Here is a 390-nt window from a genome sequence, read left to right as displayed (position 1 = left end):
TGCCACAATGGCCTTTGTCCACCGGGCAGAAAACGTAATATTCCTTGGGCCTCCTGGAGTAGGGAAGACGCACCTTGCCGTAGCCCTTGCAAAAAAAACCAGGGTGGGTCAATTTAAAACCGTTGAAAATGGGTCAATTTAAATCCGCTATTGACATTACCGAAGACTTTCCCACAACAACGCACTTTGATTGTAACTTATCTTGGAGCTTCAGTAAAGGAGTATTTAGAAATTTATTTAAATTTTTTGGAAGAAAATCAATGGTATTGCCCGGCATGTAGTGCAAAGATGTCTTTTCATGGGTGGTATCGACGAAAAATAATAACCTTGGATGGAACCGTTGTTAGAATTTCCATAGCCCGCTATCGCTGTCCTAACTGCCGGCAAACC

The 390-nt window shown here is 42.6% G+C and carries 1 protein-coding gene and 1 pseudogene; both read left to right on the top strand.

Annotation, left to right across the window (positions count from 1 at the left end):
• Positions 1-95: pseudogene (locus cpu_RS13550) on the top strand (ATP-binding protein); the annotation flags it as partial.
• Between the two features lie 55 nt (positions 96-150).
• A partial coding sequence (locus tag cpu_RS14375; RefSeq protein ID WP_439951482.1) for a DUF6431 domain-containing protein occupies positions 151-390 on the top strand: 240 nt, incomplete at its 3' end.

This window comes from Carboxydothermus pertinax, assembly GCF_001950255.1.
GTDB lineage: Bacteria > Bacillota > Z-2901 > Carboxydothermales > Carboxydothermaceae > Carboxydothermus > Carboxydothermus pertinax.
This window is presented reverse-complemented; position numbering and strand designations above follow the sequence as displayed.